Origin of the sequence: Shinella yambaruensis, from assembly GCF_022899355.1 — a bacterium.
Classification (GTDB): domain Bacteria; phylum Pseudomonadota; class Alphaproteobacteria; order Rhizobiales; family Rhizobiaceae; genus Shinella; species Shinella yambaruensis.
The window spans coordinates 325,554-348,706 of the sequence record NZ_JALJCK010000008.1 but is presented as its reverse complement, the minus strand read 5'-3'; the positions used below and the strand labels follow the sequence as shown (position 1 = coordinate 348,706).

The 23,153-nt window shown below is 68.3% G+C and carries 21 protein-coding genes; 4 read left to right on the top strand and 17 right to left on the bottom strand.

Annotation, left to right across the window (positions count from 1 at the left end):
• The first annotated feature begins 310 nt into the window (after nucleotides 1-310).
• Nucleotides 311-895 (top strand): tyrosine phosphatase family protein, encoded by a 585-nt coding sequence (locus MUU56_RS20530; RefSeq protein ID WP_244769139.1) that lies wholly within the window; start codon nucleotides 311-313, stop codon nucleotides 893-895.
• A gap of 89 nt (nucleotides 896-984) precedes the next feature.
• On the opposite strand, the gene MUU56_RS20525 is transcribed toward MUU56_RS20530, so the two are convergent.
• From MUU56_RS20525 to MUU56_RS20490, 8 genes are all read right to left on the bottom strand, one after another.
• A complete protein-coding gene (locus tag MUU56_RS20525; protein ID WP_244769138.1) occupies nucleotides 985-1,590 on the bottom strand; it encodes a histidine phosphatase family protein in 606 nt (201 codons plus the stop codon).
• Nucleotides 1,587-2,687: an ABC transporter ATP-binding protein gene (locus MUU56_RS20520; protein ID WP_244769137.1), complete on the bottom strand. Its 1,101-nt coding sequence runs from the start codon at nucleotides 2,685-2,687 to the stop codon at nucleotides 1,587-1,589. Before MUU56_RS20520 ends, MUU56_RS20525 begins: the two co-directional genes overlap by 4 nt.
• On the bottom strand, nucleotides 2,684-4,429 hold the full coding sequence (locus MUU56_RS20515; protein ID WP_244769136.1) for an ABC transporter permease: 1,746 nt from the start codon (nucleotides 4,427-4,429) through the stop codon (nucleotides 2,684-2,686). The genes MUU56_RS20520 and MUU56_RS20515 overlap by 4 nt, the downstream gene beginning before the upstream one ends.
• A gap of 52 nt (nucleotides 4,430-4,481) precedes the next feature.
• Nucleotides 4,482-5,603 (bottom strand): ABC transporter substrate-binding protein, encoded by a 1,122-nt coding sequence (locus MUU56_RS20510; RefSeq protein WP_244769135.1) that lies wholly within the window; start codon nucleotides 5,601-5,603, stop codon nucleotides 4,482-4,484.
• A 24-nt stretch (nucleotides 5,604-5,627) separates the two neighbouring features.
• Nucleotides 5,628-6,464, bottom strand: a complete 837-nt coding sequence (locus MUU56_RS20505; RefSeq protein ID WP_244769134.1) for a MurR/RpiR family transcriptional regulator — start codon at nucleotides 6,462-6,464, stop codon at nucleotides 5,628-5,630.
• A gap of 210 nt (nucleotides 6,465-6,674) precedes the next feature.
• Nucleotides 6,675-7,958, bottom strand: a complete 1,284-nt coding sequence (locus tag MUU56_RS20500) for an NAD(P)/FAD-dependent oxidoreductase (RefSeq protein WP_244769151.1) — start codon at nucleotides 7,956-7,958, stop codon at nucleotides 6,675-6,677.
• Nucleotides 7,959-8,088: 130 nt separating this feature from the next.
• On the bottom strand, nucleotides 8,089-8,985 hold the full coding sequence (locus MUU56_RS20495) for a fructose bisphosphate aldolase (RefSeq protein ID WP_244769133.1): 897 nt from the start codon (nucleotides 8,983-8,985) through the stop codon (nucleotides 8,089-8,091).
• 70 nt (nucleotides 8,986-9,055) lie between these two features.
• A complete protein-coding gene (locus tag MUU56_RS20490; protein WP_244769132.1) occupies nucleotides 9,056-10,561 on the bottom strand; it encodes a winged helix-turn-helix domain-containing tetratricopeptide repeat protein in 1,506 nt (501 codons plus the stop codon).
• A gap of 132 nt (nucleotides 10,562-10,693) precedes the next feature.
• On the opposite strand from MUU56_RS20490, the gene MUU56_RS20485 reads away from it, so the two are divergent.
• Entirely contained in the window at nucleotides 10,694-10,897 is a 204-nt protein-coding gene (locus MUU56_RS20485; RefSeq protein ID WP_244769131.1) for a DUF1127 domain-containing protein, read from the top strand.
• Nucleotides 10,898-10,920: 23 nt separating this feature from the next.
• Nucleotides 10,921-12,087 carry an MFS transporter gene (locus MUU56_RS20480; protein WP_244769130.1) on the top strand — a complete coding sequence of 389 codons (1,167 nt, stop codon included), beginning with the start codon at nucleotides 10,921-10,923 and terminating at the stop codon, nucleotides 12,085-12,087.
• Between the two features lie 5 nt (nucleotides 12,088-12,092).
• On the opposite strand, the gene yghU is transcribed toward MUU56_RS20480, so the two are convergent.
• Nucleotides 12,093-13,007, bottom strand: a complete 915-nt coding sequence (gene yghU / locus MUU56_RS20475; RefSeq protein ID WP_244769129.1) for a glutathione-dependent disulfide-bond oxidoreductase — start codon at nucleotides 13,005-13,007, stop codon at nucleotides 12,093-12,095.
• 402 nt (nucleotides 13,008-13,409) lie between these two features.
• On the opposite strand from yghU, the gene lhgO reads away from it, so the two are divergent.
• Nucleotides 13,410-14,603 (top strand): L-2-hydroxyglutarate oxidase, encoded by a 1,194-nt coding sequence (lhgO, locus tag MUU56_RS20470; protein WP_244769128.1) that lies wholly within the window; start codon nucleotides 13,410-13,412, stop codon nucleotides 14,601-14,603.
• Between the two features lie 35 nt (nucleotides 14,604-14,638).
• Here the strand turns inward: lhgO and MUU56_RS20465 are convergent, their stop codons facing one another.
• The 8 genes from MUU56_RS20465 to MUU56_RS20430 all read right to left on the bottom strand — a co-directional run bounded on the left by MUU56_RS20465 (nucleotide 14,639) and on the right by MUU56_RS20430 (nucleotide 22,991).
• Entirely contained in the window at nucleotides 14,639-16,000 is a 1,362-nt protein-coding gene (locus tag MUU56_RS20465; protein ID WP_244769127.1) for an amidase, read from the bottom strand.
• A gap of 2 nt (nucleotides 16,001-16,002) precedes the next feature.
• Nucleotides 16,003-17,235, bottom strand: coding sequence for an ABC transporter substrate-binding protein (locus MUU56_RS20460; RefSeq protein ID WP_244769126.1), 1,233 nt, complete (start codon nucleotides 17,233-17,235; stop codon nucleotides 16,003-16,005).
• Complete coding sequence (locus MUU56_RS20455) at nucleotides 17,235-18,311, bottom strand: CobW family GTP-binding protein (RefSeq protein WP_244769125.1); 1,077 nt, start codon at nucleotides 18,309-18,311, stop codon at nucleotides 17,235-17,237. Before MUU56_RS20455 ends, MUU56_RS20460 begins: the two co-directional genes overlap by 1 nt.
• A complete protein-coding gene (locus tag MUU56_RS20450; protein WP_244769124.1) occupies nucleotides 18,304-18,636 on the bottom strand; it encodes a hypothetical protein in 333 nt (110 codons plus the stop codon). The genes MUU56_RS20455 and MUU56_RS20450 overlap by 8 nt, the downstream gene beginning before the upstream one ends.
• A gap of 190 nt (nucleotides 18,637-18,826) precedes the next feature.
• Nucleotides 18,827-19,708, bottom strand: coding sequence for a polysaccharide deacetylase family protein (locus MUU56_RS20445; protein ID WP_244769123.1), 882 nt, complete (start codon nucleotides 19,706-19,708; stop codon nucleotides 18,827-18,829).
• 31 nt (nucleotides 19,709-19,739) lie between these two features.
• Complete coding sequence (locus MUU56_RS20440) at nucleotides 19,740-20,834, bottom strand: ABC transporter ATP-binding protein (protein ID WP_244769122.1); 1,095 nt, start codon at nucleotides 20,832-20,834, stop codon at nucleotides 19,740-19,742.
• Nucleotides 20,835-20,891: 57 nt separating this feature from the next.
• A complete protein-coding gene (locus tag MUU56_RS20435; RefSeq protein ID WP_064333788.1) occupies nucleotides 20,892-22,124 on the bottom strand; it encodes an ABC transporter substrate-binding protein in 1,233 nt (410 codons plus the stop codon).
• Nucleotides 22,125-22,223: 99 nt separating this feature from the next.
• On the bottom strand, nucleotides 22,224-22,991 hold the full coding sequence (locus MUU56_RS20430; RefSeq protein ID WP_244769121.1) for an SDR family NAD(P)-dependent oxidoreductase: 768 nt from the start codon (nucleotides 22,989-22,991) through the stop codon (nucleotides 22,224-22,226).
• Nucleotides 22,992-23,153 lie beyond the last annotated feature (162 nt).

Here is a 23,153-nt window from a genome sequence, read left to right as displayed (position 1 = left end):
GCTACAAGCAGCCCAAGCGCGTGCTCTTCGTCGAGGACCTGCCGCGCAACACGATGGGCAAGGTGCAGAAGAACGTGTTGCGCGAGAGTTATGCCGACCTCTACTCCGCCGGATCATAGGCGCCGTCCCGCACGATGGCGGCAGCCGGCCGCACCGCCCGATCTTCCGCGCAAGCCCCGGGAATTTGGCTCTATCGGCCCGCTCGCGGCTGTCGTACAAACAGGCGGCGGGCGCCACGCTTCCACCCTGCCTTCGTGCAAGGCGCGGGAGAGGCGGCGCGCCAAGGCAGACAGGATTGGAAGGAAAGACCATGGACGTGATTTTCACCCCGGAACTGACGGTTTGCGGGATAGAGGAACTGCCCAGCCAGCGTGACCGCAAGGTGACCCATGTGCTGTCCATCGTCGACCCCGACCTTCCCGAGCTCGAGACCTTCGCCACCTATGGGCGGCACCACCGCACGACGCTGCGCTTCCACGACATCATCGCCGCGCTGCCCGACCAGGTGATGCCCCGCCCGGACCATGTCGAGGCGATCCTTGAGTTCGGCGCGGATTTCCAGGCGCGGCAGGACCGCGCGGCGCCGAGCCACCTCCTCGTCCATTGCCACATGGGCGTGTCGCGCTCGACGGCCGCCATGCTGGCCCTGATGGCGCAGGCCAGCCCCGACGAGCCGGCCGAAGACCTCTTCACCCGCCTCGTCGCCATCCGTCCGCAGGCCTGGCCGAATTCGCAGATGGTGGGCTTTGCCGACGCGCAGCTCGGCCGCGGGGGCGAGCTGACGGCCGCGCTCGGCCGGCACTACGGCCGCCAGATCAGGAGCCGCCCGCAATATACCGAATGGATGACCAAGCTCGGCCGCGAGGCCGAGCTGCGCATGGCCGTGCTCGACTGAGCGGCGCCTCCCCCGCCAGCGGCCGGTGACCGGCTAGGGTGCCGCGGAAAACGCGCGGCACCGACGGGCTGGATGCCCGCTGCCCCGTCTCAATCGGCGACGGAAACGTCCGGCGCGACGGAGCCGATATTGTAGCCTTCGAGCTGGGCGGCCGCGCCGTTCTTTTGCGGGAAGTTGAGGATGGTCGCGGTGCCCGGCGTGACGGGAACGACGCGCGAGGGCGGCAGGTCGAGGAATTCGTGGCAGACGGCACGGATGACGCCGCCATGGGCGACGATCAGCAGATCGCCCTCCGTGCGGGACATCCAGTCGTGCACGCCGTCGGCGACGCGGCCGCGGAAGGCGCTCCACGTCTCGCCCCGCGTCGGGGTGAAGGTGCCGGCGCGCCAGGCGACGTAGTCCTCGGGATGGTCGGCGATCAGGTCCGGCTTGCGAAGGCCCGTCCACGCGCCCATGTCGAGTTCGCGGAACCGCTCGTCGGAGGGGGCGTCGGGATGGCCGATGAGCGCGACGGTCTGGCGGGTGCGGCCGAGATCCGAGGCGATGATGCGGGCCGGCTTCAGCGCCCTGGCATAGGGACGGAAGCGCTTGACCTGGGCGACGCCGCGCTCGGACAACAGCGAATTGTCCTGGCCCTGCAGCCGCTGCTCGGCGTTCCATTCCGTTTCGCCGTGACGCATGAGGATCAGCCTCATTGATGTATCCTTTCTCCAGTGGCGGCGAAGACCGCATCGGGTGTGCGAATGAACGAGAGGGGGATCGGCTCGCCGGGCGTTGCCGTGAAATAGCCGTCCGCCATGCCGGTGATGCGCAGCTCGCCGATCATCGCCGTCACCATGGTGCGCCCGGCGATCGGCGCGGCCTCGGCAAAGCGCGCCGTCAGCGAGGGCATGCCGGCAACGACGCCGACACCGACATCCTCGGCGCGGTAGAGGAGCTGCACTTCCGCCCGCCCGCCGGCGAGCGCGGCCGGCGCGAGGGCGAGGTCGTTGAAGAGGAGGGCGTCGCCCTCCCGGCGCACCGGCAGGAGATTGGCCGGCGGCGTGCCGAGGAAGGTGGCGACGAAGGTGGTCTGAGGGTTGCGCAGGAGGTCGATCGGCTTGCCGAACTGCTCGACGCGGCCATTGTTGAGCACGGCGACATGGGTCGCCATCGTCATCGCCTCCACCTGGTCATGCGTGACGTAGACCGAGGTCGCGCCCGTCGCCCGGTGGATGCGCATCAGCTCGCTGCGCATCTCGATGCGCAGCTTGGCGTCGAGGTTCGACAGCGGCTCGTCGAAAAGCAGGATGCTCGGCTCGGGTGCGATGGTGCGGGCGATCGCCACGCGCTGCTGCTGGCCGCCGGAAATCTCGGCCGGATAGCGCTCGGCAAGCGCGTCGATGCCGAGCAGGGCGAGCACCTCCCTCACCCGCCGCTCGCGCTTTTCGCGCGGCCATCTCGCGACCTTCAGCGGCCAGGCGATGTTGCCGGCAACGGTCATGTGCGGCCAGAGCGCGTAGCTCTGGAAGACGAGCCCGGCATTGCGCCGGCCGGCATCGGCGATGACGCCGCCCGCGCCGCTGGAGACGGTCTGCCCGACGAAGGCGATCTCGCCCTCGCTCGGGCTTTCCAAGCCGGCCAGCATGCGCAGCAGGGTCGACTTGCCGCAGCCCGACGGGCCGACGAGGACCAGGAAGGCACCGGGCGGAACGGAGATGTCGACGTCCTTCACGGCGGTGAAGGCACCGAACCGCTTGACGAGATTGCGGATCTGGATGGCGTCCGCGGCGCCTGTGGCAAGGGCGTTCATGTCTCTTTCCATTTCTGGACGCGGTTCTGCAGGCCATGGGCGAGGAAGGAGGCCGCAAGGCAGACCACGAGGATGACGAGGGTGATGGCATTGGCGAACTGCATGAAGCCTTCGGCCGCATAGCGGTAGGCGACCATGCTGAGCACCGGCGAGGTGGCGGTGAAGAGCAGCACGACCAGCGAGAGGTCGCGCACCATCTTCACGAAGACGAGGATCGCCCCGGCGAACAGGCCCCGGATCGCCAGCGGGAAGATGATGGCGAAGAGGCGCCGCACGAGGCTCGCGCCGGTCAGCCGGGCGCTTTCCTCGATATCGGCCGAGATCTGCCCGAGCACGGAGCGGCCGGACTGCACGGCGAAGGGCAGGTTGTGCGCCGAGGCCGCGATGACCAGCAGCGCGAAGGTGCCGTAGAGCGAGGGCAGCGGACCGATGGGCGCGCCGTAGAGCGCGATATAGGCCGCGGCGAAGGCGATGCTCGGGATCAGCAGCGGCAGGAAGGCGAGCTGGCTGAGCACGGTGGCGATGAGGCTGCCGCGGCGCTGCACGATCGTATAGGCGAGCGCAAGGCCGAGCAGCATGGTGGTGAAGGCGACGACGAGGCCAAGGCGGATCGTGGTCCAGAGCGCATCGAGCAGCACGGGATTGCGGAAGATGCCGGCCTGGCCCTGCGCCATCTGGCCGCCGCCCTCGCCGATCCAGAAATGCAGCGTCCAGTTGGAGAACAGCGCGCCGCTCTGCGGGGCAAGGCTGGAGGCCGCGAGCACCAGAACGGGCAGGACGGTGGTGGCGAAGCCGATGAGCACGGCGAGCGCGAAGAGCGGCCAGCGCCAGCCGCCGAGCGGAAAGCGCTTGGTGCGCCCGCCCTTGCCGGTGACCGTGATGAAGGCCTTGCGGCCGGAGACGATGCGGTCGGAGAGGAAGAGGAACAGCGCCGAGACGGCGATCAGAAGCAGCGCGATGACGAAGCCGCGCTCGTTCTGCCCCGTCTCGATCATGCCGAAGAGGCGGGTGGAAAGCGTCTGCATGCGCACCGGCAGGCCGAGCAGCGCGGGCGCGGCGAAGTTGGAGACGGCGCCGGCGAAGGTGAGCGAGGCGGCGGCGACCAGCGCGGGCGTGACGACCGGCAGGATGATGCCGAAGAAGATGCGGGGGCGCCTGGCGCCGGCCATCTGCCCGGCCTCGACGAGATCGGCCCCGACGGAGCTGAGCGCGGCGGCGATGATCGTGTAGGCGAGCGAATAATAGTGCGCGATGAGCACGATCGCCGTGGGGATGAGGCCCCAGGCGAGCCAGTCGGGAATGGCAAGGCCGTTCGTCTCGAAGAAGCCGGCCGAGCCGCCGAGGCGGGAATTGCGGAACAGCGTGCCCCAGGCGAGCGCGGCGGCAAAGCTCGGGATCATGTAGGGCAGCGTCGCCATCAGGGCGAGGAAGCGCCGGCCCGGCACGTCGGTGAGCACGACCAGCCAGGCAAGGAAGCCGCCCATCAGGAGGCAGCCGCCGGCCACGCAAAAGCCGAGGATCATCGTGTTGAGGAGCGGGCGCCACCACAGATTGGCGGAGAGCCGGCTGGCGAGCACCGCCTGCCAGGCTTCCAGACCCTCGGGCGTCAGCGTGGACAGGAGAATGCGCAGGAGCGGCGCGACGACGAGGACGGCGACGATGGCGATGAGCAGCGCCGGCAGGAGAAAGCCCGATCGGAGCAGGCGCCTGCCCGATGGCACGGAAAGCGACGTGGATGTCATGGTGATCCTCCGCGTCCACCGGCGCCCGAAAGCGCGCCGGTGGACGGGTCCGTTACTGAAGCGTGATGATGAGGTCGGCGATGCGGCCGCGCGCGGCCGCCGTCTTCGCCGGATCGATCGTCCAGGCCTTCAGCTCGCCGAGCTTGACGGAATCGGGATGGTCGGCGATCGCCTTGCGCACCGCATAGTCGCCCGGCACGTTGAAGGGCTCGAAGCCCGGCCCGCCGGTCGGCGTGTCGTCGCCGAACATGAAGTCGATCAGGAGGCGCGCGGCGGCCGGATGCGGCGCCTTGTCGGCGATCGTCAGCACCGCCGGGAAGAGGATGCCGTTGGCCGGCTCGACATTGTTGGCGACCTGCAGCGCCCAGCCTTCCTTCTCGTTGTCGCGGCGGTCCGAATAGGTGCCGAAGCCGACGGGCGGGTTCTTGGCGTTGACGTCGCCGATCGACTTGTTGAGCACGTCGCTGTTGGGCAGAAGGATGAGGTCGTTTTCGAACAGTGCCTTGATGAACTGCTCGCCGGCGCCCTCGAGGCCGTCCTCGACCTCGATGTCCTTGCCGTACTGCGCCTTGTAGGCCGCCGCCATCTCGTCGGGATGCAGCGCGATCTCCGTCAAGAGGTCGAGCAGTTCGCCGCGCTGGCTCGGGTCGACCATCAGCACCCGGCCCTGCCATTCCGGCTCGGTGAGCTGCCAGAGATTGGTCACGGGCGAACCGTCCGGGAAGGCCTTCTCGTTGTACATCAGCACCTTGGTGGAGAGGCGCTGGGTGAGCAGCGGCGCCTTGTAGCGGTCCTCCAGCTCGTCCGCCACGCGCGGCGGCACGTAGTTCACGACACGCTTTGCCTCCACAAGCTTCGTGAAGACGACGGGCGTATCGGCGATGTAGAGCACGTCGACGGCATGGACGCCGGCCTGCTGCTCGGCCTCCACGCGGGCGATCTGCTTGGTCGAGCTCATGTCGACGCCGATCAGGTCTATGCCCGGATAGGCCGCCTCGAAGGCCGCCTCGATCCTGGCGATGCGGCTCGACAGCGAGAACACCGTGACGCTGCCCTCCTTCTGGGCGAGCGGCAGCAATTGCTCCGGCGTCAGGCTGTCGAGATCCTCGGAAAACGCGATGCCCGGCAGGGCGAGACACGCCACGAGGGCGGATGCGTATACGCATTTCAACATGGTTTCCTCCTCCATTTTCTCACGTCAGTCGAAGTCGTTGAACAGCTCCGACAGTTTCTCCAATCGCCCGATGACCTCCCGCTCATGCCGTCCGGCGATCGTCAGCACGATGCCGTTGACGATGGCGAAGGGGATCGTCGGGGTCTGGAATTCGCTTCCCGAGCGCCCGCGCGGGGCGGCGAGCATCAGATCGGCGGCGGGCTCCATCAGCGGCCCGGCAAGATCCGAGACGAGGATGGTGCGCGCGCCGACCCGCGCGGCATGGCGCACCAGCGGCCCGTAGCTTTGCGGCTGCTTGCGGAAGGCGAGCGCGACGACGAGGTCGCCCGCCTCCATGCCGACCAGCCGTTCGGCAATGTCGCGGCCGCGGCCCGTCAGCGCGATGGTCGTCATGCCGAACCGGTCGAGCCGGCGCTGCAGGAAGCCGGCGACGGACTGGGCATGGCCCTGGCCGAAGACGAAGACGCGGCGCGCCTCGAAGATCATGTCGGCGGCACGGTCGACATCGGCCTGCGGCACGGCGCGGGCCAGCGTCTCCAGCGCGGCGATCTCGGCCGTGATGAGGTCGGAAAGGTAGTCGCCGTGCTCGACCTTGGCGACCGAGCGGCGCATGCGGTTGGCCGCGTCCTGGTCGAGCAGCACCTCGCGCTGCAGTTCGGCCCGCAGGTCCGGAAAGCCCTTGTAGCCGAGCTTCTGCGCCAGCCGCGTCGCCGTCGCCTCATGCACGCTGGCGCGCCGGGACAGCTGCGGGCCGGACAGGAACGCCGCCTCCGCGCGGTTCTCCAGCATGGCGGCGATCAGCTTCTGGTCCGCCTCCGTCAGCTTCCTGGACTTGGCCTTTATGCGATCGAGAAGGGTCATGGCGCTCGACAAGGTTGTTTGCAGCGCCGATGGTGTTGGCAAAGCACCTTGCAGTCAAGACGGCCACCGCAAGATTCCTTGCAAGGCTCTGCAAGGCCGCGCCCCGGGCAGGGCCGCGACAGGCAATTCGGCAGGAAAAACAAGGCACGGGAACCAGCGGCTCCGAAACGCGGAGCCGCGACCGGGCATGCAGGGGCGCCGGCGGCCTTGCTACCGCTCGTTCCGGTGAATGTCGCGCTGGGTGATCAGGCGGGCGCTGTTGCGGCCGGTGGCATAGGACCACAGCCAGCTCAGCGCCACGGCGATGCGGCTGCGGGTGCCGATCAGGAAGAAGATATGGGCGATGCCCCAGAACCACCAGGCCAGCGCGCCCTTCAGCTGGATGCGGCCGAAATCCACCACCGCCGCGCTCCTGCCGATCGTCGCGAGATTGCCGGAATGGCGGTAGCGGAAGCGCGCCGGCGGCGGTTTTCCGGAGAGGCGCGCGCGCAGCAGCCCGGCCACGAAGCGCCCCTGCTGCTTGGCCGCCGGCGCGATGCCCGGCACCGGCGTGCCGTCCTCGTTGAGCACGCTCGCCGTGTCGCCGATGACGAAGATTTCGGGATGGCCGGGCACGCTGAGATCCGGCCCGACCCGCACGCGCCCCGCCCGGTCGGCCTCGGCACCGAGCCAGGCCGCGGCGGGAGACGCCTTCACGCCCGCCGCCCAGATGACCGTGCGGGCGGCGATCTCGTTTTCGCCGATGCGCACGCCCTCGTCCGTGATGTTCGTCACCGCCTCGCCCGTCTGCACGCTGACGCCGAGCCGGGTGAGCGCCGCCTGCGCATAGGCCGACAAGCTCTCGGGAAAGGCCGGCAGGACGCGCGGCCCCGCCTCGACCAGGATCACGCGGGCGGTGCGCGTATCGATGGTGCGGAATTCCTTCGGCAGGATGTGCTGCGCCAGTTCGGCGATGATGCCGGCAAGCTCGACTCCGGTCGGCCCGGCGCCGATCACCACGAAGGTCAACAGCGCCGCGCGCTCCTCGGCGCTCCCGGAGACCTCGGCCTTCTCGAAGGCGAGGAGCACGCGGCGGCGGATCGTCGTCGCGTCCTCGAGCGACTTCAGGCCCGGTGCCGCGCCCTCCCATTCGTCATGGCCGAAATAGGAATGCCGGGCGCCGGTGGCAAGCACCAGCGTGTCGTAGGCAAGCGGCGCGCCCTCCTTGAGGCGGACGAGCCGTGCCGCCTCGTCGATGCCGACCACCTCGCCGAGGATCGTCGTCACGTCCGCGCGCGTCTTGAAGAGGTTGCGGATCGGCCAGGCGACGTCCGAGGTGGGCAGGATCGTCGTCGCCACCTGGTAGAGCAGCGGCTGGAAGAGGTGGTGGTTGCGCTGGTCGACGATCGTGATGCGCAGCCCCGGAAACCGCAGCGCCTTGACCAGCGCGAGGCCGGCAAAGCCCGCACCGACGACGACGAGGTGGTGGGTGTTGGAGGAAGGCACATCCTGCATGTTCGTCATCCCGCTTGTCCTCTTCCACACGCAGACGCCGCGAACGAGGCGGCGCCCCGTTCGCGGCGTGCGTTTCATGCTGTTTCAGGGCAAGCGCCGCGCCCGCACCGGCGCGGCCACGGCCCTGCCGTCAGACCTTCACCACGCTGGCGGTGTAGATCTCGTCGATCGTCCTGCCGAGGCTGGCATTGAACTCGGCATCGTTCATCGTCACGCGCAGATCCTCGGTGAGGGCGCGCGAGAAACTGGCGATCATGCCGTGGTTGCGGCTGAGCTTCTCGCAGGCATCCGCCCGGCTGTATCCGCCCGAAAGGGCGACGACGCGGATGACCGCCTTGTGGTCGACGAGCGGCCTGTAGAAATCCGCGACCGTCGGGATGGTGAGCTTGAGCATCACCTTCTCGCCCGCCGGCAGTGCATCGAGCTCCCGGGCGATCTCGTCGCGCAGGATCGTCTCGGCCTCCTCCTTGCTCGGGCTCTTGATCGAGACTTCCGGCTCGATGATCGGCACGAGGCCGTGGCCGAGGATCTGCCGGCCGACCGTGAACTGCTGCTTCACCACGGCGGCGATGCCGGCCCTGTCGGCATGGGCGATGACCGAGCGCATCTTGGTGCCGAAGATGCCCTTCTTCACCGCGCGGGCAAGCAGGGCGTCGAGATCGGGCATCGGCTTCATCACCTGCGCGCCGTCCTCCTCGGCGGCAAGGCCCTTGTCCACCTTGAGGAAGGGCACGACGCCGCGCTCCTCCCACAGATAGGACGGCACCGGCCTGCCGCCGGCCTCGCCGTCCATGGTCTTCTCGAACAGGATGGCGCCGATCACCTTTTCGCCGGTGAAGGCGGGCGCCGTCATGATGCGCACGCGCATCTCGTGCATCAGGCGGAACATCGCCTCCTCGCCGTCATAGTCGGTCTCGGCGATGCCGTAGAGCCGGAGGGCGCCGGGCGTCGATCCTCCGCTCTGGTCGAGGGCGGCGATAAAGCCCTCCTTGCCGGTCATCTGCGCCATCATCCTTGCATCGGCCATGGTTTCCTCCCTGTTGCGGGCCGGGACGCGGCGCGCCCTGCCCTGATCTCGTCTTCCCCGCCGCCCGGCCTCATGCCGGAAGGCCGGCCTTGCGGTAGCCCTCGACGAAATGCGCCCGCGTCGCAGCATCGCGGAACGGCTCCGTCTCGGCCCATTGGCTGGTCGAAAAATGCGGGTTCGCGACCAGGAACAGTTCGACCTCCGCCCGCGCCTCGTCGAGCCGGCCGAGCTGGGCAAGGCTTGCCGCCAGGAAACGGCGCGAGCCCGTGCGATAGGTCTCGTCCCGGGTCAGCGTCTCGACGGCGGCTTCATAGGCGCCGGCGGCATATTGCGCCTGGCCGAGCGTCAGATAGTACCAGCTCGCCGGATAGGGATTGAGCCGGAACGCCTTGCGGATCTGCTCCAGCCCCTCCTCGATGCGCCCGGCGAGGACGAAGATGTCGGAGAGGGTGGCGAAGGTGTCGGCCTCGTTCGGATCGAGCGCGATGGCTCTTGCGAATTCCGCATCCGCCTCGTCGAAGCGGCGCTCGTAGGCGAGCAGGTTTGCCAGCACCCAGCGGCAGCCCGCGTCGTTGGGATCGATCGCGACGGCCTTTTCCGCAAGGGCAAGGGCAAGGCGGCGGGCCGGCTCCTCCGGCTCGCCCCAGTGCACCCAGCCCATCCAGTGGTTCATGGCGAGCCAGCGATAGGCCTCGGCATAGTGAGGGTCGAGCGCGACGGCGCGCGTCAGCATCAGGTGCGCCTCGCGCGCCGTCTGCGGCGAATCGTCGATCAGCTTGCGCGCCCGCACGCACAGGTCGTAGGCTTCGAGGTTGTTCGGCCGGTTGCGCGGCGGCGGGGCGCGCAGGCGCCCGAGCAGCGCCTCGACGATCTTGCCGGCGACCTCGTCCTGCACGGCGAAGATGTCGTCCAGGCTGCGGTCGAAACGCTCGGCCCACAGGTGGTCGCCGTTCCGTGCATCGACCAGCTGCGCGTTGATGCGCACGCGCCCGCCGGCATGCCGCGCGCTGCCCTGCAGCAGGTAGCGCACGCCGAGGTCCTCGGCGATGGCGCGCACATCCGCCGCCCGGCCCTTGTAGGCGAAGACCGAGTTGCGGGCGATGACGAAGAGGCCGGGCATGCGGGAAAGGTCCGTGATGAGATCTTCCGTCAGCCCGTCGGAAAAGCTCTCCTGCTGCGGATCGCTGCTGACATTGACGAAGGGCAGCACGGCGATCGACGGCCTGTCGGGCAGCGGACGGGGCATGCGATCCACCCGATGCGGCGCGATGGCCCCGGTGAAGCGATAACCGACGCGCGGCACCGTCGAGATCCATTCGCCGCCGCCTTCGGCCGGGCCGAGCAGCTTGCGCAGCTGGGCGATCTGGACGGTGAGGTTGCCCTCCTCGACGGCCGTGCCGGGCCAGGCCGCATCCATCAGCTCGGCCTTGCCGAGGATTTCGCCGGGCCGCCCGACGAGCGCGGCAAGCAGCTTCAGCCCGCGATGGCCGACGGCAACGGGGTCGTCGTTCCGAAGAAGCGTTCCCGCACCGGAATCAAGCACGAACGGACCAAAGGCAAAGCGCGATCCCTGCATAGGGCGCATCTATAACCGGTTTTGGAAGTTTTTGAGAACTTTTTGGGAAGGTTTAAGGACGGTTCCCGTCCGCCTCCCGCACAATCCAGCCTTCAGGACCGGGTTTTCCCCGAAAATCCGATGGAGGTTGCCATGACCCACATTCGCACGGCAAGACTGCCCGCCCCGCCCGGCCTTGCAAACCTCGGCGCGCTTCTGGCCGCCTGGGACGCCCGCCTGCGCTTTCGCTGGGACCTCGCGCGCAAGGCGGCGGAGACCCCGCACCTGATCGACGATATCGGTCTCACGCGCGACGAGGTCGCCGCGGAGATCGCCAAGCCGTTCTGGCAGGTATAAGACGGGACCATGTCGAGGTTTGCATGACGGCCGAAAGCACGACAGCAGGTGAGGAGCGCGGCATTCCGTGGGCCGCGATGGCCGGCATCATCGCGACCGTCTCGGTCTTCGCCCTGGCGCAGGGGCTGACCTATCCGCTGCTCAGCTTCATCCTGGAACGGCAGGGCACGACGCCCGGCCTCATCGGCCTGTCGGCCGCCATGACGCCGCTCGGCTTCATCGTCTCGGCGCCGCTCATTCCGGCGCTCGCGCGGCGCGTCGGCGCGGCGCGGCTGGCGGTCCTGTGTGCGCTCCTCGCCGCGCTCACGCTTGCGGCCATCGGGCTCGTGCAGGACGTGCGGGCCTGGATGCCGCTGCGTCTTCTCCTCGGCGTCTTCGCCAATCCGCTCTATGTGATCAGCGAGACCTGGCTGATCGCGCTCACGCCCGCCCCGCGCCGCGGCCGCATCCTCGGCCTCTATTCCTCGGTCGTCTCGGGCGGCTTCGCCATCGGCCCGCTGTCGCTCGGCCTTGTGGGCACGGCGGGCTGGGCGCCGTTCCTCGTCGGCATCACCGCCTTCGTCCTCTGCAGCCTGATCGTTTTCGCCGTCGCCCGGCGCCTGCCGGACCTGCCGCGGGAAGGCGAAACGGCATCGGTCGGCGGCATTTTCTCGCGCGCGCCGCTCCTCCTCTTCGCGGTCTTCACCGCGGCGGCCTTCGAGCAGACCTTCGTGTCGCTCTTTGCGGTCTATGGCGCGGCGCTCGGCAGCGGCGAGGCCCGCATCGCCGCGCTCATCACCGTGTTCATCGCCGGCAACGCCGTGCTGCAGGTCGTGCTCGGGCGCATCGCCGAGCGCTGCGGGGCGGCGCGCACCATGCTGGCCTGTGCGCTTGCCGCGCTTTTCTTCTGCCTGCTTTTGCCGCAGGCCTTTGCCGCCTGGCCCGTCTGGCCGCTGCTCTTCGTCTGGGGCGGGGTCTCGTTCGGCATCTACACCATGGCGCTGATCCAGCTTGGCGAGCGCTTCACCGGCCAGGCGCTGATCGCCGGCAATGCCGCCTTCGCCCTCGTCTGGGGCATCGGCGGCATGACCGGCTCGCCCGCGACGGGCCTCGCCATGCAGCTGATCGGCCACCAGGGCCTGCCGGCCGCGCTCGGCCTCCTGTGCGCCGTGCTGGCCCTCCTCTTGATGGCGCGGCGACGGCGGGCCTGATCGCTCTATGCGGTCCCGTTCGCCTCCAGCTTGTCCTGCGTCTTCGTGTCGAAGTCGGCGGCGTCGTGGCGTTCGTGCAGCTGCTCGGACGGATCGCCGCTCAACCGGTTCACCATGCGGCCGCGCCTGACCGCCGGGCGGGCCGCGATCTCGGCCGTCCAGCGCTGGACGTTGCCGTAGCTCCGGACATCGAGGAAGGTGCCGGCATCGCCATAGGCCTGGTTGAGCGCGAGGTTGCCGTACCACGGCCAGATGGCCATGTCGGCGATCGTGTAGTCGTCGCCGGCCATGAACAGGTTGTCCGCCAGATGCCGGTCGAGCACGTCGAGCTGGCGCTTCACCTCCATCGCATAGCGGTCGATGGCATATTGGATGCGCATCGGCGCATAGGCATAGAAATGGCCGAAGCCGCCGCCGAGGAAGGGCGCCGAGCCCATCTGCCAGAACAGCCAGTTGAAGGTTTCCGTGCGGGCGCGCAGCGCGCTCGGCAGGAAGGCGCCGAACTTCTCGGCGAGATAGAGCAGGATGGAGGCGGATTCGAAGACGCGCACCGGCGCGCCGCCGCCCGCCGGCGCGTGGTCCATCAGCGCCGGGATCTTGGAATTCGGATTGACCGCGACGAAGCCGGAGCCGAACTGGTCGCCATCGCCGATGCGGATGGGCCAGGCATCGTATTCGGCGCCCGCGTGGCCCGCGGCCAGAAGCTCCTCCAGCATGATCGTGACCTTCACGCCGTTGGGCGTGGCAAGCGAATAGAGCTGCAGGGGATGCTTGCCGACCGGCAGGTCCTTGTCGTGCGTCGGGCCGGCAATGGGGCGGTTGATATTGGCGAAGGCGCCGCCATTGCCCTTTTCCCAGGTCCATACCTTCGGGGGCTCGTAGCCGGCGGGGAAATTGTCGGCAGGGGATTTCTCGGTCATGAATCAATCCTTGTCTTTGCGCGAACGCATCCGGCCTGCCGGATGCACCTTGCTCCATATAGGAAGGCGATCGCAGTTTCTTATCCCCTCCCGCGGTTCCGGTGCAACGCAGGGTCATCGCCTATGGAGGGAAACCGTTGCCCCACCCCCTTCTCCCCCGCGGGGAGAAGGTGGCCCGAAGGGTCGGATGAGGGGGTGGCTCATGCGGATCGTTTGCGCCTTCGACACCCCCCCTCATCCGCCTGCCGGCACCTTCTCCCCGCGGGGGAGAAGGGGAAGAAGGCAGCGGTTTCCTTCCATAGGCAATGGCCCGCCTTCAACGGGGCAGGATCACGGAATGGCGTGGGGCTATGGCGGATGCCGGGCGGTTGGCGCATAGTCCGCCGCCGAGAGGCAAGACACATGAAATACGATTACTGCGTCATCGGCGGCGGCATCGTCGGGCTGGCAACGGCCATGCGGCTTCTGGAGGATCGTCCCGGCAGCAGCCTGGTCCTCCTGGAGAAGGAGGCGGCGCTCGGCCGGCACCAGACCGGCCACAACAGCGGCGTCATCCATGCCGGCATCTACTATCCGCCCGGCAGCCTGAAGGCCGAGCTGTGCCGCGAGGGCGCCGCCGCCACCAAGGCCTTCTGCGCCGAGAACGGCATCCGCTTCGAGACCTGCGGCAAGCTTCTCGTCGCCACCTCCGATCTCGAAATGCAGCGCATGGACGCGCTTTACGAACGCTCGAGGCAGAACACGATCGAGGTGCACCGCCTCGGCGCGGACGAATTGAAGGAACGCGAGCCGAATATCCGCGGCCGCGGGGCGCTCTTCGTGCCCTCGACCGGCATCGTCAGCTATGCCGAGATGTGCGAGGCCATGGGACGCCGCATTGCGGCCCTCGGCGGAGAGATCCGCCTGTCCACCCGCGTGACCGGCCTTCGCGAGGCACCGGACGCGGTGACCATCGGGTCGGACGGCGAAAGCTGGCAGGCGCGCAAGCTGGTGGTCTGCGGCGGCCTCCAGTCTGACCGGCTCGCCCTTCTCGCCGGCCTGTCGATCACGCATCGCATCGTGCCCTTCCGCGGCGAATATTACCGCCTGCCCGCCGACAGGAACGACATCGTCCGCCACCTGATCTATCCCGTCCCCGATCCCGCCTTGCCCTTCCTCGGCGTCCACCTGACGCGGATGATCGACGGCAGCGTGACGGTCGGGCCCAATGCCGTGATCGGCTTTGCCCGCGAGGGCTATCCACGCCTTTCCGTCAACCTGTCCGACATGGCCGACTACGCGCTGTTCCCCGGCTTCTGGAAGACCGTGTTCGCCAACCGGAAATCGGCCGTGACGGAGCTGCGCAACTCGCTCTGGAAACCGGGTTATCTCGCGCAATGCCGGAAATACTGCCCGGGCCTCAAGCTTGCCGACCTCCTGCCGCACGAGGCCGGCATCCGCGCCCAGGCGGTGGGGAGGGACGGCGCCCTCATCCACGACTTCCTGTTCGTCGAGACGGAACGCATGCTGCATGTCTGCAACGCGCCCTCCCCCGCCGCCACCTCCGCCATCCCGATCGCCAGGATGATCGCCCGCCGCCTGATGCGGGAGCCGTGACGGGCACGCCGGAGCGATGCCGCTTCGGCTGCGCCCTAGCGAAGCCAGCCGTCCACCGCGGCGGCGGCGGCAAGGACCCGCTCGTCGCTGTCCTTCGGCCGCGAGAGAAGGAACCCGACGGGCATGCCGTCGGCCCCCGTGCCGCAGGGCAGCGAGACGCCGCACCAGTCGAGGAAATTGCCGACGAGCGTGTTGCGCAGCGTCTTGCCGTTGGTCTGGAAGAACAGGTCCTCGTCGTCGAGCAGCGGCTGGACCGCCGGGGCGACATGGGGAAGCGTCGGGCTGATGAGGATATCCTGCGTGCCGAGCCGCGCCTCGAAGGCGGCCGTCAGCCTTTCGCGGGCGGCCAGCGTTTCGAGATAGTCGGACAGCGCGATCTTCTCGCCGAGAAGCGTGCGCTTGACGACGCGGGGATCCATTTCGGCCGCCGCCGGGCCGGTGATGCGCGCGCGGTGGAGCGCGAAGGCCTCGGCGGTCACCAGCGCGCCGTGCCGCGCCATCACGTCGAAGACCGCGGAGAATTCCGGGAAGGCCTGCCGGCGGATGCGGGCGCCCGCCCGCGCCAGCCGCTCGACGGACGCTTCGAAGGCGGCGGCGACCTCCGGCTCGGCCCCGTCGAAGAACACGGTCTCGGGAATGACGAAGGAGAGATCGGCGGGGCTGAGGCGCGGCAGCGGGCCGGCGGCCGCCTGCCCGCGCATGGCGGCGTCGATCCACACCGCATCCTGCACGGTGCGGCAGAGCGGGCCGAGCGAATCGAGGCTTTTGGCCAGCGGGAACACGCCGTCCATGGCATAGCGCCCGCGCGTCGCCTTGTAGCCGACGATGCCGTTGAAGGCGGCGGGGATGCGCACCGAGCCGCCGGTATCGGTGCCGATGGAGACGGGCACGAGCCCCGCGGCGACCGCGACGCCCGAGCCGGACGAGGAGCCGCCCGGAATGCGGTGCTCGCCGGCCGGCGAGGCCGGGTTGCGCGGCGTGCCGTAGTGCGGATTGATGCCGAGGCCGGAAAAGGCGAACTCGCTCATGTTCACCCGCCCGACGCTGACCATGCCGGCGCCGGCGAGCGCCTGCACCACGGCCGCGTCGCGGCCTGCGGGCGCCGCATCCTTCAGCACGCGCGAGCCGGCGGTGGTCGGCAGGCCCGCGATATCGAAAAGGTCCTTCCAGGCGATCGGCACGCCGTCCAGCACGCCGCGCGAGCGCCCTTCGCGCAGGCGCCGCCGCGCGGCCTCCGCTTCCGCCTTCGCCCGCTCCTCCAGAAGAACGGTGAAGATCGCGGCGTCCGGATGGGACCGGATGGCGGCAAGCGTCTCTTCGGCGAGCGCGACGGGATCGAGCGCGCCCGATTGCAGGAGCACGGAAAGCTGGGCGATCGACCGCGGCTCTGTCGTCATCGTCAAATGTCCTTCTCTGCGCGCCCGACGAGCTGCATCCAGCGGCGGACGAGATAGTTGTGTTCATCCATGGTCGTGTTCCAGACGGCGATGCCGTTGGCGCGCTGCCAGTAGGAACCGCCGCTGCGCACCGCACCGCGCTTGACGCGGACGGCGCCGTCGGGACCCGGCAGGTCCTCCCGCGCGGCGAGGCCTTCATACCAGTAGTCCCACTCGGCGGCGCTCATGTAGCGGCGCGAGCGCTCCGGGGTGGAGATATAGTAGCCCTGCCGGGCGACGACCGCGCCCGGCCAGCCGGAAATCCACCAGTTGAGATAGTCGTAGGCGACATCGAGCATGCGGCCGGAAAGCCGCCGGGAAAGGCACAGGCCACCGTGCCAGGCGCGATAGCCCTCCACCGGGGTCGCCTGCTCGACGGGAAAGCCCCGGCCGTTGAGGATGCCGATGCCCGTCGACCACATGCTCTGGATGTCGGTTTCGCCGGCCACCATCAGCCCCGCGGCCTCTTCCGCCGTGCGCCAGAACCCCCGGAAGAAGCCCGCCTTGCGCCGCGCCTCCAGGATATCCATCAGCTCGTCGATCTCCGCCACCGTCATGTTGCCGATATTGCCGAAGCTCATCAGGCCGGCCGCCTGCGCGGCGAGCGCGGCATCGAAAATGCCGATCGCCGGCTCGTCGACGAGCGCGGCGCGGCCGCTCCAGCGTTCGTCGAGCAGCGCGGCCCAGCTGTTCATCGGCGCAAGGGGATCGGCGGCATCGCTGCGATAGGCGAAGCTGTCGAAATTGTGCGTCGTCGGCAACATGGAGATCCGGCCGGTCGGCGTGTCGCCGAGCGCGAGGCTCGGCTGGACATAGAGCTTGCGCGCCGGCACGTCGCCCTGGCCCATGCGGGCGCTCGGGCCGATCTGGCCGGTCTTCGTCAGGTCGTTGATCTCGTCCCAGAGCGCAATGCGGGCAATCTCGATCGGCTGGATGGCGCGCCAGTACCAGACGATGTCGAGATTGTGGAAACACTGGTCGTAGATGTCGTAGCGGTCGGGCTCCTGCGCGGCCTTGTGCTGGGTGACGATGAAATCGTTGTTGTCGAAGCTGACCTCGATGCCGAGATCGGCCTCGGCCTTCACGCGCAGCTCCTCCAGAAGCGAGATGGCCGTGCCGAGCACGCGCAGCTTCGGCTTGCCGGCCGTATGGACGGCCGGTGCTGCCGGTTCCGGTTTCGGGGAATGCTTGTTCATCAAGGGCTCTGGGCGTTGCGAACCGGTGCGGCTGCCTCTGGCTGCGGACTGTCTGCGGCCTTCCCGGCAAGCGCGAAGGCGTTGAAGGACCGTTTCAACAGGTTCGGATCGAGACCGTCAACAATAAAGACGATGCGCGAGGAGCGCTCCCCCGCCGGCCAGGCGTCCATATGCACGGGCGGATGGACGAGATGCTGCACGCCATGCACCGCCACCGGCCGGTCCTCGCCCGCGATGTCGAGCATGCCCTTCACCCGCAGCACGCGCTCGCCGTGGCGGTTGAGCAGCATGGTGAGCCAGACGCCGAAGCCGGTCCAGTCGACCGGGGTATCGACGGTGATCACGAAGGAGGAGATGGCCGCCTGGTGCGGCGTGCCGTCCGCCGTCACCAGACCGGCGGGGGCATCGCAGTAGAAGCCGCTCGCCGATTGCAGTCTTGCCGCGCGCTGCGCCGTGTCATCGCCGAAGAGCGCGTCGGCGCCCGGCCCGTCGGCCGCCGCGATGTGGCGAACCGCGTCCGGGTTGAGTTCGGCGAGCCGCGAAAGCAGGCGCACCAGAGCGGCATTGCCCGGGCAAAGATCCGCCTTGGTGACGACGATGCGGTCGGCGATGGCCGCCTGCCGGTTCGATTCGACATAGGTGTCGAGCTGGGCGAGGCCGTTGACGGCATCGACGGTCGTCACCACGCTGCCGGCGCGAAAATGATGGCGCAGCACGGGATCGGATTTCAGCGTCGAGAGCACCGGGAAGGGATCGGCAAGGCCCGTGCTCTCGATGACGACGCGGGTGAAGGGCGGCACGAGGCCGCGTTCGCGCTTCGAATGCAGATCGCGCAGCGCCTCGGCCAGCTCGCCGCGCACGGTGCAGCACACGCAGCCCGACTGCAGCAGCACCATGGTGTCGTCGATGCGCTCGACGAGATGATGGTCGAGGCCGACCGCACCGAATTCGTTGATCATGACGGCGGTATCGGCGAGCGCCGGATCGGCAAGCAGGCGCTTCAGCAGCGTGGTCTTGCCCGAGCCGAGGAAGCCGGTCAGCAGATGGACGGGCGTGAAGGCGGGAATGTCAGCCATCGCTTACGCTCTCCATGCGCGCGATCAGCACGGGATCGAGTGGATCGCAGGGACGGCCGGCAAGGCGCTCGGCGGCCGGCCAGAGGTGGCCGAGGTCCTCGATCATCTCGCTCTTGCCGGTGCGCGTCGCCAGCACGAAGGACGAGCCCTGCCAGTCGGAAAGGCCCATGCCGAAGGCGGCGAGCACGCGGTTGACAGCTGTCACCCGCCGGGCGCGCTCGCGCCGCCGGTCGAGCCGCTCGACATTGCGCGTGTAGACGCCCGGCCGCGCGGCCGCGTCCGTCCAGTGCTGGTCTCCGCCGATGACACCGCATAGGGAGCACATGGGGTTTCGTCCTTTCTTCCTTGGTGCACCCCCCTCTGGCCTGCCGGCCATCTCCCCCTCAAGGGGGGAGATCGGATGGAGCACCGTTTCGCCCATCTCCAACGTCGCTCTTGGATCAGGAGTCCCGCCCCCTGCCAATCTCCCCCCTTGGGGGGGAGATGGCCGGCAGGCCAGAGGGGGGTGCTCGCCCCTACTTCTTCCGCGGCGACCGCCGCGCAAAATCATCCGCGATCTCGTCCATCGTCACGAACTTCACGCCCGGATGTTTGATCATATGCGCATAAAGCCGCTCCAGCATCATCAGCACCTGCGGCCGGCCGGCGACGTCGGGGTGGATGGTGATCGGGAAGACGGCATAGTCCATCTCGCGATAGACCCAGTCGAACTGGTCGCGCCACATCTCCTCCAGATGCCGCGGATTGACGAAGCCGTGGCTGTTCGGCGATTTCTTGATGAACATCATCGGCGGCAGGTCGTCGAGATACCAGGAGGCCGGGATCTCGATGAGGTCGGTCTCGTGCCCGCGCTTCAGCGGCACCATCCAGTCCGACGGCTTCTTCGAATAGTCGATCTTGGTCCAGCTGTCGCCGACGCGCACGTAATAGGGCGTGAAGTCGTTGTGCATCAGCGAGTGGTCGTACTTGATACCCCGCTCCAGAAGCAACTCGTTGGTGACGTTGGAGAACTCCCACCACGGCGCGACATAGCCGGTCGGGCGCTTGCCCGAGAGTTTCGAGACGAGATCGATGCTCTTGTCGAGCACCTCCGTCTCCTGCTCGCGCGTCATGGCGATGGGGTTCTCGTGGGTATAGCCGTGGATGCCGATCTCATGGCCGGCCTCGGCGACGGCCTGCATCTGCTCGGGAAAGGTCTCGATCGAGTGGCCGGGGATGAACCAGGTCGTCTTGACGCCGAACCGCTCGAAGAGCTTGAGGAGGCGCAGGCTGCCGACCTCGCCGGCGAAGATGCCGCGCGAGATGTCATCCGGCGAATCCTCGCCGCCATAGGAGCCGATCCATCCGGCCACCGCGTCGACGTCGACGCCGAAACTGCACAAAATCTCTTTTGCCATTTTGTATCTCCTTGGTTCCCTCAAAAAAGGATCAATGGGCCGGGATGACCGTCGCCTCGGCGGGGTTCCAGCTCAAAAGAACGGGGGTTCCGGCCGGGAACGCGCCCGGGCGGTACTTGTCGACATGGGCTTCGAGCGCGACCACCCGCCCGTCCTGAAGCCGCGCCGTCAGATGCGCGATATGGCCGACGACCTCGGAGCGCTCGATGCGGGCGTCCACCCGGTTCTTCGCGCCGGACAGCGCCCCCTCGCCCGCCGCATGCACCTCGATCGCCTCGGCCGGCACGACGAGATTGACGCGGCCCTTCTCGGCGAGCGCGCCGTTGGCGCGGCCGGACAGCGTGCCGATGCCCGTCGTCACCACCACGTCCTCGCCCTCGCTGCCGGCGACCTCGCCCGCAAGCACGGTGTTGCGGCCGATGAACTGCGCGACGAAGGGCGTGTTCGGGCGGGTGTAGAGCTGGTGCGGCGGGCTCACCTGCTCGACGCGGCCCTGGTTCATCACCACGATGCGGTCGGAGAGCGCCAGCGCCTCCGACTGGGCGTGCGTGACGAAGATGAAGGTGACGCCGAGGCTCTTCTGCAGGAGCTTCAGCTCGTTCTGGATGGCCTTGCGCAGATTGGCGTCGAGCGCGCCGAGCGGCTCGTCGAGCAGCAGGATATCCGGCTCGACGACGAGGCCGCGGGCGAGCGCGATGCGCTGGCGCTGGCCGCCGGAGAGTTTCTCCGGCTTGCGCTCGGCGATGTCCTCAAGGCCGAGCGTCGCAAGGATGCGGTCGACCTTCGCCTCGCGCTCGCCCTTGGGAACACCCTTGACCTCCAGCCCGTAGCCGACATTGCGGCGCACGCTCATATGCGGGAAGAGCGCGTAGTTCTGGAAGATCATCGAGGTCGGGCGGCGCTGCGGCGGCACGTCGTTCATCCGCTCGCCGCGGATCAGCATGTCGCCGGAGGAAATGCCCTCGAAGCCGGCGATCATGCGCAGCGTCGTCGTCTTGCCGCAGCCGGACGGGCCGAGGAAGGCGATGAACTCGCCCTTGCGGACGGACAGGTTGAAGTCGATGACGGCGGGCGTGCCATTGTCATAGACCTTGCCGACATTGTTGAGTTCGAGGTCGAACAGCATCAGGAAATCTCCGGTCGCGGACCGGGGCCACGCGCGCCCCGGTCCTTCGTCTTGGGATCAGGCGTTGAGGAACTCGTCCCACTTCTGGATGAGGTGGTCGTATTCGTCCGGCCACTGGTGCCAGTAGGCGACGTTCTTCGCGCGCTCCTCCAGCGAGCCGCCGTCGCGCAGGTCCCCCTCCTTGATGCCGCGCTCCTCCGCGCCGACCCAGGGCTTGCCCTCGTACCAGAAGGCGTATTTCTCCGGGGACATGACGTCCTTGATGTTGGTGGAGGGCGAATAATAGCCCTGTTCGGAGACCGTGATGCCGGGCTCGCCCGAGAGCCAGTAGTCGGCATAGGCGATGACGGCGTCGCGGTTGGCCGTGCCGGCGATCATCGACGGGCCGATCGCCCAGCCGCGATAGCCTTCCTTCGGCACGGCGTATTTGCAGGCCTTGCCCTGCGCCTTGACGGCCATGACGGCCGGCTGCCAGGCATCGCAGACGACCATCTCGCCCGAGGCCATCAGGTTGACCAGCTCGCCGAAATCGCCCCAGAGCGCGCGGAACTGGCCTTCCTTCTTCTTGGAGACGAGGAAGGCGGCGGCCTCGTCGATCTCGGCGGCGGTCGGGTTGCCGGGGTTCTTCACATCCGACAGGCCGAGCGTGTTCATCGCCATGATGGCCTGGCCGAAGGCGATGAGCGGGTCGGTGTTGAGGCCCGACTTGCCCTTCCACTTCGCATCGAAGATCGCCGTCCAGGTGTTGGCCTCCTCATCGGAGAGCACATCCGGATTGTAGCCGATGGAATCGTAGTTGTAGACGGCGGGCACCATGTTGAGCACGGTCTGGCCCTCGTCCGCCCAAATCTGGCCGACAATCTGCGCGGCGCGGTCCCACTTGTCGCTCGCCGTGGTGAAGGTGTCACGGATATTGGCCCAGTTCTTCAGCGAGGCGGCCGGAATCGTCTCGACATTGTCGGTCATGACGATGGAGGGCAGGCGCTCGGCGATGATCTCCCAGCAGTCGTAGTCCTTCGAGCCCGAGAGGATCTTCGTCTGCGCGTCCGGGAAGGTGGCGGCGGTGCCCGAGGTGCCGCCGACGCCGGAGGCCTTCTTGAACTCCTCGAGGATGCGCTCCTGCACCGTCACGGAAAGGCCGATGGTGCGCAGCTGCTGGCCGGCGAGGTCAGCGGCCTGCGCGAAGGCCATGCGCGAGGAGAGGAACGGCGTGCCGCCGCCCATCGCCAGCGCCATCACCCCGGCCGAGCGCTTGAGGAGCGAGCGGCGATTGATTTCCGACTTGAACATGTCTCTTCTCCAGTTGTTATCGTTCCCCGGAGCCGCCCCGCGGCTCCTTTTTGTCTGCAATTCCGGGCATAAACCGCTGCACATGCTTGCCGGGATTGCTCAGTACCGGCCCACCAGGAGGCCGCCATCCACGACCAGCACCTGGCCGGTCATGTATCTCGCGCTGTCGGAGGCGAGGAACACGGCGACATCGGCGATGTCCTCCCCGGTCCCGAGCCGCCCCATCGGAATGAACTCCGCCGCCTTCTCCGCCCCCGCGGGCCCGAGCGAGTTCTCCTCCGAGAGAAGCTGCGCGGTGCGGATGTAGCCGGGCGCGATGCCGTTCACCCGCACGCCGTCGCGCGCCATCTCGACGGCAAGGCCCCGCACCAGGCCGACGACGCCGGATTTGGCCGCCGAATAGTGCACGTGCTCGTCCCAGCCATAGGCAACGCCCATGATGGAGGAGAGCGCGACGACCGATCCCGACCGGCGGGCGCGCATGCCGGGCGCTGCGGCCCGCACGAGGCGGAAGATGCCCTTGAGGTCGATGTCGAAGGTGAGGTCCCACTTCTCGTCGGTGAGGTCGGCCAGCTTCGTGCGGTGCGCGATGCCGGCATTGGCGACGACGACGTCGATGCGGCCGTGCCGCGCCTCGACATCGGCGACCAGCGCGTCGGTCGCCTTCGTCGAGCGCACGTCATAGAGGTGGAACTCCGCCGCGCCGCCCGCGGCCGAGATCGCCGCCACCGTCTCCCGGCCTTCCCTTTCAAGAATGTCGGTGACGACCACATGGTCGCCCAGGGCCGCAAACGCCTTCGCGGTGGCCGCGCCGATGCCGATGCCGGCCCCTGTGACGATGACGATGCGTTTCTTGTCTGCGCTCATGGCTGTCTCCGAAGTCAAAAGGGGGCGATCGCATGGGACGGGACATCGCCGCATCTGCCCTTCTCCCCCGTGGGGAGAAGGTGGCCCGAAGGGTCGGATGAGGGGGTTTTGCAGCGGGGATGCTTGCTTCCGGCATCCCCCTCATCCGCCTGCCGGCACCTT